Annotated in this window: 11 protein-coding genes; 9 read left to right on the top strand and 2 right to left on the bottom strand. The window is 74.5% G+C overall.

The annotated features are described in order from the left end of the window. Positions 1-45: 45 nt before the first annotated feature. The gene (locus M1P99_RS27065) at positions 46-1,482 is read right to left on the bottom strand and encodes a hypothetical protein (protein ID WP_304455414.1); all 1,437 of its coding nucleotides are present in this window, start codon (positions 1,480-1,482) and stop codon (positions 46-48) included. A 433-nt stretch (positions 1,483-1,915) separates the two neighbouring features. On the opposite strand from M1P99_RS27065, the gene M1P99_RS27060 reads away from it, so the two are divergent. Together M1P99_RS27060 and rox are read left to right on the top strand one after the other, a co-directional pair. After that, complete coding sequence (locus M1P99_RS27060) at positions 1,916-3,547, top strand: hypothetical protein (protein WP_304455413.1); 1,632 nt, start codon at positions 1,916-1,918, stop codon at positions 3,545-3,547. Between the two features lie 231 nt (positions 3,548-3,778). Beyond that, positions 3,779-5,215 carry a rifampin monooxygenase gene (gene rox / locus M1P99_RS27055; RefSeq protein ID WP_304455412.1) on the top strand — a complete coding sequence of 479 codons (1,437 nt, stop codon included), beginning with the start codon at positions 3,779-3,781 and terminating at the stop codon, positions 5,213-5,215. 109 nt (positions 5,216-5,324) lie between these two features. Here the strand turns inward: rox and M1P99_RS27050 are convergent, their stop codons facing one another. Continuing rightward, complete coding sequence (locus M1P99_RS27050; RefSeq protein WP_304455411.1) at positions 5,325-6,749, bottom strand: AMP-binding protein; 1,425 nt, start codon at positions 6,747-6,749, stop codon at positions 5,325-5,327. A gap of 218 nt (positions 6,750-6,967) precedes the next feature. Here M1P99_RS27050 and M1P99_RS27045 point away from each other — a divergent pair, with 218 nt between their 5' ends. The 7 genes from M1P99_RS27045 (at position 6,968) to M1P99_RS27015 (ending at position 15,325) form a co-directional block, all read left to right on the top strand. Next, positions 6,968-7,345: a DUF1330 domain-containing protein gene (locus M1P99_RS27045; RefSeq protein WP_304455410.1), complete on the top strand. Its 378-nt coding sequence runs from the start codon at positions 6,968-6,970 to the stop codon at positions 7,343-7,345. A 112-nt stretch (positions 7,346-7,457) separates the two neighbouring features. Then, a complete protein-coding gene (locus M1P99_RS27040) occupies positions 7,458-7,628 on the top strand; it encodes a hypothetical protein (RefSeq protein ID WP_304455409.1) in 171 nt (56 codons plus the stop codon). 212 nt (positions 7,629-7,840) lie between these two features. After that, positions 7,841-8,410: a TetR/AcrR family transcriptional regulator gene (locus tag M1P99_RS27035; RefSeq protein ID WP_304455408.1), complete on the top strand. Its 570-nt coding sequence runs from the start codon at positions 7,841-7,843 to the stop codon at positions 8,408-8,410. Positions 8,411-8,487: 77 nt separating this feature from the next. After that, on the top strand, positions 8,488-9,672 hold the full coding sequence (locus M1P99_RS27030; protein ID WP_304455407.1) for a GDSL-type esterase/lipase family protein: 1,185 nt from the start codon (positions 8,488-8,490) through the stop codon (positions 9,670-9,672). Positions 9,673-10,170: 498 nt separating this feature from the next. Further along, positions 10,171-12,294 carry a serine/threonine-protein kinase gene (locus M1P99_RS27025; protein ID WP_304455406.1) on the top strand — a complete coding sequence of 708 codons (2,124 nt, stop codon included), beginning with the start codon at positions 10,171-10,173 and terminating at the stop codon, positions 12,292-12,294. Positions 12,295-12,329: 35 nt separating this feature from the next. Then, positions 12,330-13,604, top strand: coding sequence for a VWA domain-containing protein (locus M1P99_RS27020; RefSeq protein ID WP_304455405.1), 1,275 nt, complete (start codon positions 12,330-12,332; stop codon positions 13,602-13,604). Between the two features lie 5 nt (positions 13,605-13,609). Continuing rightward, positions 13,610-15,325, top strand: a complete 1,716-nt coding sequence (locus M1P99_RS27015) for a hypothetical protein (RefSeq protein ID WP_304455404.1) — start codon at positions 13,610-13,612, stop codon at positions 15,323-15,325. Positions 15,326-15,328: the final 3 nt, after the last annotated feature.

Below are 15,328 nucleotides of genomic sequence, written 5' to 3'. Positions count from 1 at the left end.
TGCCGCTCCGACCGTGGAGCCCGGCCGGTCGTGGCCGCGACGCGGTCAGAGGTGTGTTCCGGCCCTGCCTGCCCCCGGCGGGGCGGGCAAGCGTCGCGACCGGCGCGCGGCGGTGCGCGGCTCGGGCCGGTTCGCGCTGTTCTCCGCCAGACGGCGGCGCAGCGCGGCCACGGTCCGTCGCCGGTCCGCGGTCTCGTCGCGGGAACGCGGTGGTGTCTCCGGTTCCGGTCGTTCCCGCCGGGCGGGCGGGGTGAACAGGCGTTCCAGGAACGGCGGGACGGGATCCGGCACTGTTCCGGGGCGCTCTGCTTCTGGCGGCGATGACTCCGAAGAGCCCGGGTGCAGCAGTTCGCCCGGGACCGATCGGCAGGGGCCGCCGCACACCCGGCACCGGCCGCCGGGGACGTTGCGCACGCCGAGGTGGTGCGGGCAGGTGCGCGGAGCGGTCCCGGCCGAGTCGACGGTGAACTCCGGCGGCCGGGCGAAGGGATCGTCGTCCAGGGCGGCCCTGGGCAGCGGGATTCCGCCGAACGGCGGCGTCGGCGCGGGTACGGGCGTCCTGCACGGGCGGTCCCCACCCGGCTTGCCACCCGGGCCCCCGTCCAGCCCCCCGGCCGGGCCCTCTGCGCTCTCACCCCGGCCCGCGCCCCGGCTCCCGGCGCGGTCCACGCCGCGGCCCAACCGTCCGTCCAGGAAGGCCCGCGCGTCGCCCGCGCTGCGCAGCCGGCGCATGAGCGCGGGGAACGGGCGGCGCAGGGCGGTGGCGTTGCCGAGGACCGCGGTCAGTTCGCCGGGCTCCAGCCCTTCGTCGAGGACGCGGCGCGCCGCCCGTTCCAGGGCGGTGCGGTCGGCGTCGGGATCGTTGAGGGCGTCGTCCGGGACGTGGGCGAGCAGGGGCGCGGCGGCCGGTTCCGGAGGCGCCTGCCTCCGGACGGACGGAGAAGCGTCGCCGAGGGAGGAGTCGAGGGAAAGGTCTGTGGTGCACGGTGAGGGGTCGCCGGTGTCATGGTGACGGGTCGGCTGTGCAGGATGACACGCCGCTCCCGGGGCGGGGGAGGGGCGGGTGGCCGGGGTGATCGGCTCCTCGCCCAGTTCGGCGCGCACGCGGTTGATCCGCTCCAGGGCCCGGGCCGGGTAGTCCTCGGCGGGCACCAGCAGCTCCAGGACGTTGGGGAGCCGGTCCGGTGACCGGTGCTCGGCGGCGAGGTCGTCGGCGAAGAAGTCCCGGACCTGGGACCGGGGGAGCTTGCGGACCAGGCCGACCCGGACCAGCTCGTCCAGGGCCCGGCCGACGGTGGACGGGCTCAGCGTCTCGCCGCAGCGCTGGACCAGGCTGGCGCGGCGCAGGAAGCACCACCGCCCGTCCGCGTCGACGGCCCCGGCGATGCCGATGGCGACCAGCGCCGCGCTGGAGCCCGGGATCAGCTTCCTGCGGATGGCCTGGACGACCCAGATGACCGGGTTGAACCCGGTGTCCTTCATGATCCCCTTCGGCCGCTTGCGCGGGCCGGGCCGCGGCGGGGCAGGGGCGGTGGAATGGCCGGTTCCGGCAGCGGGAACCGGGCAGGGGGCGGTAGGCTGCATGGCAGCCGCCTTCCTGTGGTTTGGACAGGACGAGTGGTCAGAACCCGGTTCGGTGCGCTTACACCGACCGGGTTCGTCTGCTTTCGGGACCCAACGTAGCGGAGTGAACACGGGTTCGTACGGTGTTCGAAGAGTCGGTGGGAATTCCGCCGCCCCGCCCGAACCGGCCGCCGGTTCCGCCCCCGCCCGATGACTCCGCCCGGCCCGCACGGGGGACCGCCCTGCCGTCGGCACTCTCCGTGGGTACGGGGACGGACGCGGAGCGTCTCCGCCGTGAGGTAGGAAGGGAGGCGCATCCGCCCCATTCCCACACACGGACACGGAGCAGTACATGGACCCGCAGACCCCCGGCTCCCTGGATCAGGGCGAACTCATCCAGGAGATCGGGCAGGCCCTGGTGTCGGCGACCCCCGAGGGCTGGCAGCAGCTCACCTACCTGGCCAGGGTGATCGGTGCCCTCAACGACGACATGCTCGCCGTCCAGGGCGCGGACGGCCAGGTGGGCCAGGTGCCGGTACCCGACGAGGCCCGCTCCGCGGCCGAGACGCTCAAGCAGCGCTGCTACCAGGAGGGCAAGGGCACCTGGTTGTCGATGATCGTCTCGGTCCACCACACCGGGAAGATCAACATCGAGTACAACTACGACACCGAGCCCGAGCTGACCCGTGAGCCGAGCCCGCTCGCCTACGCCCAGGAGCTGGAGCGCTACCCGCGTGCCGACGAGGTGCTCCCGGACTGGCTCCGGGGCAAGCTCGACCAGGCGCGCACCCTCGACACCGGCGCGATGACGACGGCCATCGGCGCCGCCCTGGTCGCCGCGTGCTCCCGTGAGGGCCTCCTCGCCGAGCACCGCCCGCCGACCGGCCTGCGCGTGGCCCTGCCCGACGGCTCGGTCCTGCTGGACACCGACATGCGCACGACGTTCGACCAGGCGCTCATCATGCCCGAGGACCAGTGGGAGGGCCTGGCCGCCCACTTCGCCGGGTACGTCGCCCAGGCCGCCCGGGAACGCGATGCGGGACCGGCCGCCTCCTCCGGCTCCGCCCCGCCCGCCCCGAGCGGACAGACCGTCCCGGTGGACCCGTCGGACGGCGTGGCCACCGCCCTGGTGGCGGCCTTCCGCGACCTGGGCACGGAGATCTCCTTCCAGGACCCGTCCACCATGCTCGTGCCGATGCCGAACGGCGGCACCGCCTCCGCCGACATCGGGAGCTTCCGCACCGCCATGGACAACGAGGCCCCCGAGAAGGTCGCCGAGCACGCGGCCGGGTTCGCGCGCAACGTCGTCGACCAGTTGGACCGGGCCACGCGGCAGGGCAGCGAGTCCTCCGGGGAACTCAGGGTCCGCCTCTACCCCGTCTCGGCCTTCCCGGAGGGCGTGCTGGAGCAGCTCGTCAGCCGCGAGATCGCGCCCGGCCTGTGGCAGACCGTCGTCGTCGACAGCCCGGAGAGCCTCCAACCCCTGTCCCGCAAGGCGCACGAGGACTCGGGCCGGTCCGACGCCGAGGTCTTCGCCGCGGCCGTGGCCTCGTCCCTCGCCGATCCCGTCGAGGTGAGCGAGCACGACATCAACGGCACGCGGCTCGTGCACATCGGCGGTCAGCACCCCTACGCGGCGGCCAACGTGCACGACCTGGACCGGCACCTGGGGGAGGCGCCGCACGGCGCCCTCGTGGTCCTGCCCGTCCCCGAGGTGCTCATCGCCCACCCGTTGGGCCAGTCGCACCCCATCGCGGCCATGGAGAACCTGCGCGAGGTCGCCCAGCGCTTCGCCGCCGACGCGGAGAAGCCCATCAGCACCCAGCTCTACTGGTGGCACCCCTCCTCCCGCACACGGGAGCAGAGCGTGCCCGCGGACCTGCGCCCCGTCGGCGCGGAGATCGACCACGAGAAGGGGGCGGTCACGCTGCACACCTCGGATGAGGAGTTCGGTCCGCTGCTGAGCTCCCTGATGGGGCAGTAGCCCACCACCGGACGCCCCTGAACCGGGCCGGGCCCCGGCCGCACTGTGCTGTCCGGGTCGACGAACGCGGTGGCACCGCCATGCCACGACGTCCGGAAAAAGCGAAGGCAAGGAGTCCAGGATCTCCTTGCCACTCTCAATCTATAGCGCACCCCGGGGCTTGCGGCAAGACCCCCGTCGTCCCGCAGAATGAGCGCCTGAACAGGAGTAGTACCGGTGAACGGGGGGGTCATGCCTGATGTGATCGTGGTCGGAGGCGGGCCGACGGGGCTGATGCTGGCCGCCGAACTGCGGCTGCACGATGTGAGCGTGGTCGTGCTGGAGCGGTTGTCCGAGCCGACCCGGCAGTCCCGCGGGCAGGGCCTGCACGTGCGCAGCGTCGAGATCATGGACCAGCGCGGACTGCTGGACCGCTTCCGCGCGGTCGGTGAGGAGTTCCAGGTCGGCGGCTTCTTCGGCGGTATCACCAAGCCGTGGCCGGACCTGTTGGACACGGCGCACCCGTACGGCCTCGCGGTTCCGCAGCCGGTCACCGAGCGGCTGCTCGACGAGCACGCCGTCGAGGCGGGTGTGGAGATCCGGCGCGGCCACGACGTGGTCGGGGTCGGACAGGACGGGACCGGGGTGAGCGTCGATCTGGCCGACGGCACACGGCTGCGTGCGCGCTACCTCGTCGGGTGCGACGGCGCCCGCAGCACGGTGCGGAAGCAGCTCGGCGTCGGTTTCCCCGGGGAGCCCGCCAGGGCCGAGACACTGCTGGGCGAGATGAGGCTGACCGCGGACCAGGAGGAGATCGACGCCGTCACCGCGCGGGTCGGCAGAACCCAGCCGCGGTTCGGTGCCACGCCCCTGGGGGACGGGCTGTACCGCGTCATCGTGGCCGCCGACGGAGTATCGGAGGACCGTACGGCCGAACCGGCCCTGGCCGATTTCCAGCAGCGGTTACGGGCGCTCGGGGGCACCGACTTCGGTGCGCACTCGCCGCGCTGGCTGTCCCGGTTCGGCGACGCCACCCGGCAGGCCGAGCGCTACCGGGTCGGCCGGGTGCTGCTGGCGGGCGACGCGGCGCACGTCCATCCGCCGACCGGCGGGCAGGGACTCAACCTTGGCGTGCAGGACGCGTTCAACCTCGGGTGGAAGCTGGCCGCCGCGGTCCAGGGCTGGGCGCCGGAGAGGCTGCTGGACAGCTATCACGACGAACGGCACCCGGTGGGCGCCCGCGTACTGGACAACACACGCGCGCAGATGGCGCTGCTGGGGGACGAGCCGGGTGCGGTCGCGCTGCGCGAGCTGTTGGGGAGGCTGATGGACTTCGACGAGGTGAACCGGTACGTGACCGGGATGGTCACCGCGGTCGACGTCCGCTACGACGTGGGTGAGGGGCACGACCTGCTCGGTCGGCGGTTGCGGGACGTGCGGCTCGAGCGGGGGCGCCTGTACGAGCTGATGCGCGGCGGTCGCGGGCTCCTGCTCGACCGGACCGGTGGGCTCTCGGTGGCGGGCTGGGCCGACCGGGTCGACCACGTCGTCGACGCGGTCGACGCCGGCGATGAGCTGGACGTGCCCGCGGTACTCCTGCGGCCGGACGGCCACGTGGCGTGGGTCGGCGCGGACCAGCGGGAGCTGCTCGGCCCGCTGTCCACGTGGTTCGGCGCCGCCGCCCACTGAGCGGGCCCGGCCGCGGACCCCGCACGAAGGCGGGGCCGACCGTCCGGTCGGCCCCGTGGTGACGACGTGGGTCGGTGTCCGGGGATGGAGTGGTACCGCTGTCCCTCGGTCAGCGGCGGGTGCCGTCCAGGAGCTTCTTCTGGACCTTGCCCATGGCGTTGCGCGGCAGGGAGCCGACCAGCCGGACCTCCCGCGGGCGCTTGTGCACCGACAGCCGGGCGGCCACGAAGTCGACCACCGCGGCCGGGTCGATGCCGTCGCCGACCAGGTAGGCGACGATGCGCTGGCCCAGGTCGTCGTCGGGCTCGCCCACCACGGCCGCCTCGTGCACGGCGGGGTGGCCGAGCAGTACCGCCTCGACCTCGCCCGCGCCGATCCGGTAGCCGCCGGACTTGATCATGTCGACCGACATGCGCCCCACGACGCGGTGCCAGCCCCGCTCGTCCCGCACCGCCGCGTCGCCGGTGCGGAACCAGCCGTCACCGGTCCAGGCCGCCGCCGTGGCCTGCGGAAGGCCCAGGTACCCGTCGAAGAGGGTCGCGCCGCGCACCTGGAGCTCGCCGATGCTCTCGCCGTCCGAGGCCACCGGCTCCCCGTGCTCGCCGCGCAGCCGCGACTCCACCCCCGCCAGCGCCGTGCCCACCCAGCCCGTGCGGCGTGGCGCGTCGGCGCGCGCGGCGAGGGTGATCAGTGACTCCGTCATGCCGTAGCGCTCGACCGGAGCGTGCCCGGTGGCGGCCCGCAGGCCCTCGGCCACGGGATCGGGGAGCGCGGCGCTGCCCGAGACCAGGAGCCGTGCGCCGGCCAGGTCGCGGGCGGCGGAACCGTCGCGGACGATCCGCGACCACACGGTCGGCACGCCGAAGAACAGTCCCGAGCGGTGCCGTCCGCGGCGGTCGAGGCCCTCGATCGCGCGTGCGGCGGCGGCGTAGGCGGCCGGGGCGGGCCGGACCGTGTGCAGCAGCGGACTGCCCACGCGCAGGGCGCCGAGCAGGCCCAGGACCAGGCCGTGCACGTGGAACAGCGGCAGGCCGTGGACCAGGACGTCGTCGCCGGTCCAGGACCAGGCGTCGGCGAGCGCGTCCAGGTCGGCGGCCACGGCCCGCCGGGACAGGACGACCCCCTTGGGCGGTCCCGTGGTCCCGGAGGTGTACATGATGAGCGCGGTGGTCTCGGGTGCGGGTTCGGGGAGGGAGCGGCAGGAGCGCTCGGAGGGGTCGACGGGGAGTACGGGCAGGTCGACGCCCTCCTGGGGCCGCCCCAGCCAGAGGGCGGCGCCCGAGTCGCGCACGATGTGGCGGCGCTCGGCGCACCCGGAGTCGGCCGGGACCGGCACCACGGGCACTCCGGCCAGCAGGCCGCCGACGACCGCGACGACCGTGCGCAGCGAGGCCTCACCGTGCACGGCCACGGCGTCGGCCCCCGCGATCCGCCCGGCCACGGCGGCGGCCGCCGACCACAGGGCCTCGCGGTCGAGTTCCTCGTCGCCGACCCGCACCGCGAGTCCGGGTTCCGCGCCGGCACCCAGCAGCATGTTCTGTTCCCGTCCCTCGTTCACGCCCGGTCGCGAGCCAGTACACCACACGGAGTCGGCGGGGACCGGGGAGAGGGAGGTCGTCGGGCCGGGGGAGCCGGAGGGTAGATACCGACTGGCCGGTATGAAATCCTGGCCCTCCGCGGCGCGGGCGCGCACCGCGATCCCGCGTGCGCCCGACGCCCCGCACCGGCCGACCACGACACAAGGAGCCACCGATGGCTGTCGACCCCTCAGGAAGCGCCCTGAAGGACCTGCTGGCCGACGGGCCCGAAGGACCCGTCGTCATGCTCAACCTGCTGCGCTTCGCCCCGGGCGGGCGTCCGTCCTACGAGGAGTACTCGCGCAAGGCGGGCCGCTTCCTGAAGAAGTACGGGGCGGAACTGCTCTACGCCGGCGACGGCCTGGCGCCCCTGGTCGCCGAGGACGGCCAGGACTGGGACGCGGTCCTGGTCGTGCGCTACCCCAGCCGCGAGGTGTTCGGCCGCATGATCGCCGATCCCGAGTACCAGAAGATCACCCACCTGCGCACCGCCGCCCTGTCCGAGGCGGTGCTCCAGCCCACCACCCCCTGGGGCTCGGGCCGCGACTCCTGACCTCGCGCCGACCGCTCCGCGCTTCGACCACCGCTGTCGGACACGGCCGTGGGCGGCCCTGGCCGTGCGGCGGGCGCGGGGTTAGGCTCCGCGCAGGGAGAAGGGAGTGGGGATGCCCAAGAAGAAGCCGCGCCGCCGCCCGGAGCGGGGCAAGGGCGCGAACGACATCCACCGCGGTCCCACGCGCGATCCGGGGGGCACGGGTGCGGTCGGCTGCTACGTCATCCTCGTCGCGTTGATCGGGATCGGCCTGATGATCCTGCTCTTCGAGCTGTTCGGCTAGGTCCGGCCCACCCCGCCGACGCGATCGGCCCCGTTCGTCGGGGTGCCGGTCGCGCTCGGCGCCCGCCTCGCGTCCGCCCCCGCACTCGCTCCGTGTGCCCCCCTCTCACCACCGTGCCTTCGTCTTGACCGCAACTCCCTATATTGTGCGGTAATGTGCCTAAAGGTATTAGGTATTTCCCTGCGGGGTCGAGGGAGAAGGAGGGCTGGACCATGGCACGCGCCGGACTGAGCGCGGAACGCCTGGCCCGGGCGGGAGCGGAGCTCGCCGACGAGGTCGGATTCGACCAGGTGACCGTCTCCGCGCTGGCCAGACGGTTCGATGTCAAGGTCGCGAGCTTGTACTCGCACGTGAAGAACTCCCAGGACCTCAGGACCAGGATCGCCCTGCTCGCCCTGGAGGAACTCGCCGACCGAGGTGCCGACGCCGTCGCCGGGCGCTCCGGCAAGGACGCCCTCACCGCGCTGGCCGACGTCTACCGCGACTACGCCCACGAGCACCCCGGCCGCTTCGCCGCGTCCCAGCTCCGACTCGACCCGCAGACGGCGGCCGCGAGCGCCGGGCCCAGGCACACCCGGATGACACGGTCGATCCTGCGCGGCTACGACCTCGCCGAAGAGGAACAGACCCACGCCGTCCGGCTGCTGGGCAGCGTCTTCCACGGCTACGCCAGCCTGGAGATGCGGGGCGCTTTCAGCCACAGTGCCCCCGACTCGCAGGAGAGCTGGTCGCGGGCGATGGACGCGCTCGACACCCTGCTCCGGAACTGGCCCGCTCCCTGAACGGGCCCCTCGTGGCCCCGCGCCGTGAGAGCCGCCCCCGGCCCGCCGAACGTACAGCACACCCACAGTCGGAAACCATGAACACGGCACAGCACTGGACCACCACGCCCATCACCGAAGACCTCCTGCGGGGCGCCCTGGACCTGGAGCGCACCGAACACGGCGTGCTCCCGCACCGCCTGCCCGCCTGGGCCCGCGCCCAGAGCACCGACGGGCAACTGGCCATGGCCGAGTCCCAGCCCTCGGGGGTACGGCTGGCCCTGCGCACGCGGGCCACCGCCCTCGAACTGGACACGCTGCCGACCAAGCGCGTCTACGCGGGCGCCCCGCCCCGCCCGGACGGTGTCTACGACCTGGTCGTCGACGGCCGCCTGGCGGATCAGACCCGGGTGGTCGGCGGCAACACCCTGGTGATCGACATGGCCACCGGAGCCGCGGAGCTGCGGCCCGGGCCCGTCGGCACCGCCCGTTTCGCCGGCCTGCCCGAGGGCGTCAAGGACGTCGAGATCTGGCTGCCGCACAACGAGACCACCGAACTGGTCGCCCTGCGCGCCGACGCACCCGTCGAACCCGCTCCGGACCGGGGCCGCAGGACGTGGCTGCACCACGGCAGCTCGATCAGCCACGGATCCGACGCCGCGAGCCCCACGAGCACCTGGCCCGCGCTGGCCGCCTCCCGGGCGGGCACGGAACTGGTCAACCTCGGCCTGGGCGGCAGCGCCCTGCTCGACCCGTTCACCGCCCGGACGATGCGTGACACCGCCGCGGACCTGATCAGCGTCAAGATCGGCATCAACATCGTCAACGCCGACCTGATGCGGCTGCGCGCCTTCACCCCGGCGGTCCACGGCTTTCTCGACACCATCCGGGAGGGCCATCCCGACACGCCGCTCCTGGTGGTCTCACCGCTGCTGTGCCCCATCCATGAGGACACCCCGGGGCCGTGCGCCTTCGACACCGAGGCACTGCGCGGTGGAGGAGTGCGGTTCCAGGCCACGGGCGACCCCGCGGAACGGGCGGCCGGGAAGCTGACCCTCACCGTCATCCGGGAGGAGCTCGCCCGCCTCGTGCGGCAGCGGGCGGGACAGGACGCGCACCTGCACTACCTCGACGGTCGCCACCTCTACGGGGAGGCCGACCACGACGAGTTGCCGCTGCCCGACCGGCTCCACCCGGACGCCGCCACGCACCGGCTCGTCGGTGAGCGCTTCGCCGCGTTGGCCTTCGGGGCCGACGGCCCGTTCGCCTCCGAGGGCGTCTGAGCCCCGGCCCGCCCCCGGGACCGCTCCGGACGAGATGACGTCGGCGGCGCCCATGGCCGCCTGAGGGGTCGGTGGAGCGCTCCGGATCGCCGAACGCCCTTGGTCCCGTGTGCTTGGAGGCGTGCCTGTGACACATGGGACATGTGTGGCCGGATACGGCCACATCCGTGAGGAGTATCCGAAAACGAGGGGGGAAGCGGTTCCGTAGCACGGAAGAGCGGCTCGGGTCGCCGCGCTCGCCGCGGTCCTCCCGACCACCAGGACACCGACCACGAGCACGGGTGAACGATGGACGAGAGCGGACCAGGGGCCGCCTGCGCGGATCCCACGTGCGCCGGAAGGGTCGACGGCGAGGGCTTCTGCGAGGAGTGCGGACTCCGGCGCGGGGGCACCCCCGCCCCTCCCGGCTCCGCCTCCGCACCACCCGCGACGCCCGTGCCGCCGCGGGCGGGCCCGACGGCCGCCCCCGGCCCCGCGTCGGCCCTCCCGGGCGACCCCGTGTCCCGGCCCAGCTCCGCCCACGGCTCGGGCCCCGCCTCCACCGGCACCGGGTCGACCGGGGGCCGGGGCCGCTCCTCCGTCGGCGTCCTGGGCGAGGGCCTGAGCGAACTCCCGCCCATCCCGTACCAGGACCCCGCCGACGTCGTCATGCGCCACCCCGAGGTGCCCGAGGAGCGACGCTTCTGCGGCACCTGCCACGCGCCGGTCGGCCGCTCCAAGAACGGGCGGCCGGGGCGCCAGAGCGGTTTCTGCCCCGACGACGGCAACCCCTACTCGTTCGTGCCGACCCTGCGTCCGGGCGATCTCGTCGCCGGGCAGTACCGGATCGAGGGCGCCATCGCCTACGGCGGCATGGGCTGGATCTACCTGGCGGCCGACCAGAACCTCGACGGCCAGTGGGTGGTCCTCAAGGGCCTGCTGGACTCCTCCGACGAGTACGCCCAGGAGGCCGCCGAGGCCGAGCGCCGCTTCCTCATCTCGGTCGACCACCCCAACATCGTCAAGATCATCAACTTCGTCCAGCACATGGACACCACCACCGGGGCCATGCACCGGTACCTGGTGATGGAGTACATCGGCGGCGGCTCGCTCCAGAAGATGCTCCGCGAGCACCTGGAGAGCACGGGGGAGGGACTGCCCCCGCGCCAGGCCATCCCCTACACCCTGGAGATCCTGCGCGCCCTGGACCACCTGCACTCCCAGGGCATGCTGTTCTGCGACCTCAAGCCCGCCAACGTGGTCCAGGTCGAGCACCGGCTCAAACTCATCGACCTCGGCGGCGTCCGGCTCATGAACGACAGCGCCAGCCCCAAGTACGGCACCCGCGGCTACTCCGCGCCGGAGTTCGCCGAGACCGCGACCGTCCGCACCGACCTGTACACCGTCGGACGCACCCTGGCGGTCCTGTGCTTCCCCTTCCCGCTCACCCGCCGCGAGAACGGCGCACTGGTCGACAACCCCCTGCCCGGAACCGACGCCCCCGAGTACGAGGCCCTCCACCGACTCCTCCTCCGCGCCACCGCCACCGACCCGGCCAAGCGCTTCGCCAGTGCTGCGGAGATGGCCGACCAGCTCACCGGCGTACTCCGCGAGATCCGCGCGTTCCAGGACGGCATCCCCTACCCCGCGCCCTCCACGCTCTTCGGCCCCGAGCGCACCGTCGTCGGGTCCGAACTCGCCGCCTCCGCCACCCGCCTGTTCGACCCCCTCGACCCCGGACTCGCCGCGGCGTGCCTGCCCCTGCCCGCCGCCGACCCGACCGACCCGGCGGCCGCGGCCCTGACCGGCCTGGTCATGCCCACCTCCGAGCAGATGCTCGCCCTGCTGGACGCGCTCCCGCCCTCGCCCGAAGGACTCCTCGCGCGCTGCCGGATCCTCGCCCAGTCCGCCCACCCCGACGCCGCCACCGCCCTGGCCGAGGCCGGCGTCCGCCTGCCGGGCGACTGGCGCGTGGACTGGTACTCCGCCGCGGGCCGCCTGGCACGCGGCGACGCCGACCGGGCGGCCGCGCTCTTCGACGACCTGGTCTCGCACCTGCCGGGCGAGGCCGCGCCCAAGCTCGCCCTGGCCGTCGCCCTGGAGTGCGCGGGCCGGACCGAGGAGGCCGCCCGGTGGTACCGCACCGTCTGGAGCACCGACCACGCCTGGACCGGCGCCGCCTTCGGCTACGCGCGCACACGCCGCGACAGGGTCGAGGTCCTGGACCAGGTACCGGCCTCCTCCGCCTTCCACACCGCCGCCCAGCTCGCCCTGGTCGCCCACGCGCTGCGCGGCACCGGCACCCCCGACACCGGGCGAGAGGGCCGTGGACCCCGCTCCGGCGCCGCACCGGCCGGGGCGGCCGTCACGGCCGCCGCCCACCGCCTCGGCGCCCTGCCCGACCAGGGCGGACCCGTCGGCCGTGCCCTCGCCGCCGACCTGCTGGAAGCGGCCCTCACCTGCCTCGCGGAAGGCGGCTCCCTACCGGAGGCCGACCTGCTCGGCACACCCGCCACCCCGCACGCGCTGCGCACCGACCTGGACCGCCGCTACCGGGACCTGGCCCGCGCCCAACCGCGCGGTCCCGGGCGCCGGCTGCTCGTCGACCGGGCCAACACGGTCCGCCCGCGCAGCCTGACCTGAGGGCCTCCCCCGTCTGACCACCCCCGAGGAGACGTATGCCCACCCCGCCGCCCACACCCGTCAGCCGTCTGGAGGTCCACCAGAACCCCTGTCTCCCCGAAGGCGCCCAGGACGTGCACGCCATCGCCACCATCACCGTCGACGCACCGGCACCCGCCGCCTCCTCCCCGGCGCAGGTCATCGTCATCGACCGCTCCTACTCCATGAGCGGCGACAAGATCGCGCGCGCCCGCGAGGCCGCCGTGGCCGCCGTCGACGCCCTGCGCGACGGCAGCCGGTTCGCCGTGATCGCGGGCAACGGCCGCGCCGAGCAGATCTATCCGCTCACACCCGGGACCCTGGCCGAGGCCACCCCGACCAGCCGGGACGCCGCACGCGGGGCGATCCTGGCCCTGGGGGCCGACGGCGGCACCAACCTGGTGCCCTGGCTGGAACTGGCCGCCGCCCTGCTCCGGACCGTCGGGCCCGGCGACGTGCGGCACACCACGATCCTCACCGACGGACAGGGCAACCTCACCGACGCCGTCCTGCGCAGGTGCGCCGGGATGTTCACCTGCGACTGCGTGGGCATCGGCGAGGACTGGAGCCCGGAGCAGCTACGCCGGATCACCACCGCGCTCTCGGGCACCCGCCACTTCGTGGAGGACCTCGACGACCTGCCCGGCTTCTTTCGCCAGCAGGCCGAACAGACCCAGGACCGGGGCATGGCCGACCTGTCCCTGCTGGTCAAGGCACCCGGCCAGGTCAGTGTCCGCAAGGTCGTGCAGGTCTACCCGACCGAGCGCGAGCTGACCGCGCGGGACGGCGGCGGGCCCGTCCACGAGTACCCGCTCGGGTCGTGGGGCTCGGAGAGCAGGGACTACCAGCTGTGGTTCCGGGTCCCGCCCCGCCGACCCGGAGCGGAGATCCGCGTGGCGCAGGTCATGCTCGCCTCGGGTGAGCGGCAGGAGCTGGCCCGCGGCCGGGTCCTCGCCCAGTGGACCGACGACCTGGCACTGGCCACGGCGGTGGACCCCAAGGTCGCGCACTACACCGGCCAACTGGAGCAGAACGGGCTCATCCGCGAGGGCCTGGCCGCCCTGGAGACGGGACAGACCCGGGAGGCCACGGCCAAGCTGGGCCGCGCACGCGAACTCGCCGTGGAGTCCGGACGCGACGACCTGGTCACCGCCCTGGAGCGCGTCGTCGACCAGGACCCGGTGACGGGAACGGTCCGGCTGCGCTCGCGGATGAGCCGCGCCGACACGCTCAACCTCGACGTCGGCACGGACCGAACGACGCGGGAGATGACGCCCAGGAGAGGGGAGTAGGCCCCATGGCGGCGATCTGCCCCGACGGGCACCCCACCGAGGACACCGAGTACTGCGAGGAATGCGGCCTGCGCGTCCCCGGCGTCCGGGCCCCGGCGGCCCACCGCTCCACGCCCCCCATGGGCCCGGGCGGTGGATCCGTTCCGGGATCCGGGGAGGCCGCACCCATCGGGGACACGCCCACCTCCGCGCACACCGGTGGTGCGCGCCCCGGTGCGCCGCCCGGCGCCGCCCCCGGCGCCGACGGGCGCGCCCGTGCCGCTCCCGGGACGGCCGTCCCCCGCTCCGGCCGGTCCGGGGCCGAGCGCGTCCCGGCGTCAGGGGAGACCCGCGCGGGAAGCGCGGCCCCGTCCGGCGCAGAGACGGCGCACACCGCTCCGGCAGGGTCGGCGAGCACGGGCGGGCCCGCCGCGGCCGAGGCCGGCCCGACCGGACCCGCCGCAGCGAGCGGCGCGGCCGGGACCCCTCCGGACGACCTGCTCGAGCAGCCCGCACCGACCCTGCTCCTCACCCCCGGACGCCGCCCCCGCCACCGCGGGCCCTCCACGGTCGCCCGCTTGCGGCTGCTGGTCTCGGTGACCGTCGCGGCGCTCGTCCTGGCCTTCGGCGCGCTCGCCGCGGGCACCCGGGCCGCCCAGACCGCGATCGACGACACCGGCCAGGACACCGGCCCCCGGATCATCGCGACCGCCGACCTGCCCCGCACACTCGCCGAGACCGACGCACACCTGGCGGCGCTGGTGCTCCTGGGCGACGACCCGGAGCACGCCGACGAGCGCTCCGCCGAGCTGGAGGCCTACCAGGACAGCGGCCGAGCCGCCGCCGACCTCGTACTGGTCGCCCACGACCTCGCCCTCGACGTCGAGGGCCGGACGCAACCCACGGCCGCGGCCACCGACCCGGCCGCGGCGGCGATCGAGGGCGAAGCGGCGGCCGAGGACCCGGCGGACGCGCCCACGCCCGCGCCCACGCCGGAGGACGCGCACGGAGCCACCGCGCGGGCGATCGACCTCGCACAGGCCTACGGCCGCTACCGCGAACTGGCCGGTCGGGCCCTGGCCCTGTCCGAGGACGCCACCTACCCGGCGGGCGAGGTCCCCGGCCAGGTGGTCGCGGCCCGCGCCGAGGCCGCGCGCCACCTGCGCGAGGAGGTCCTGCCGCTGGCCGAGGACGTCAGCCTCGACGCCACCCGCACCGCCTTCCACCGCACCAAGGACGCCCGGGACACCGTCGTCACCGCGCGCGCCGCCGTCGCCGTCGGCAGCGCCGCGGCCCTGGCCGCACTGATCGTGCTCCAGGTGTTCCTGGCCCGCCGCTTCCGCCGCACCTTCAGCCCCGCACTGCTCGTGGCCACCGCGGTCACCGCCATCTACACCTACACCGGGGTCACCGTCATGGCCACACAGACCGACGTCCTGGAGCGGATGACGTTCGACGGCCTGATCCCGGTGGCGACGCAGGCCACCATCCGCACCGAGGACACCGTCGAGACCGCCGACAGCACGGACGCCCGCACGGGCACGAGCGTGGCCGTCGGCTCGCTCGAGCCGTACCGGGACGACCCGGCCGAGTCCGAGGAGGCCGCGGCCGTGTTCACCGCGTCGGTCGCCGCCGGCGACGCCGCCCTCGGGGGCCTGGGATTCCTCATCCCCGTCTCGATGCTGTCCATCGCCGTCGTGGCCGTCGTCGGCACCGCCCCCCGCCTGGCCGAGTACCGCTGAACC

Origin of the sequence: Nocardiopsis sp. YSL2 (assembly GCF_030555055.1) — a bacterium.
Taxonomy (GTDB): Bacteria; Actinomycetota; Actinomycetes; order Streptosporangiales; family Streptosporangiaceae; genus Nocardiopsis.
Note: the sequence above shows the minus strand (reverse complement) of the source record. Positions and strands in the feature narration are given on the sequence as shown.